The sequence below is a fragment of the Ciceribacter ferrooxidans genome (genome assembly GCF_004137355.1).
Taxonomy (GTDB): domain Bacteria; phylum Pseudomonadota; class Alphaproteobacteria; order Rhizobiales; family Rhizobiaceae; genus Allorhizobium; species Allorhizobium ferrooxidans.
In genome coordinates this window covers 1-251 of sequence record NZ_SDVB01000240.1, presented here as the reverse complement: position 1 = coordinate 251, position 251 = coordinate 1, and the positions used below count along the sequence as shown (strand labels likewise).

Genomic DNA, 251 nt, shown 5'->3' with positions numbered 1-251 from the left:
CATCCGGTGATGGCCGCCGCGACACTTGTGCTGTTTTTTGGAGCCTGGGTCTTGATTGACGGTATTTTTCGCGTCGTCGGCGCGATCGGACATCGGTCCTCTGACCCAGACTGGGGTTGGCAACTCGTCATTGGAATTCTCGGAATCATCGTCGGCTTGCTTACCTTCCACGCGCCGGGAATAACCGCCCTAGCTTTGGTGATCTACATCGCGGCATGGGCGTTGATGATCGGTGCCACAGAAATTGCACT

The 251-nt window shown here is 56.2% G+C and carries 1 protein-coding gene; it reads left to right on the top strand.

Translation table 11 applies throughout. The features are described from left to right. The coding region (locus EUU22_RS15350) for a DUF308 domain-containing protein (protein WP_205687904.1) at positions 1 to 251 on the top strand (251 nt) is incomplete at both ends.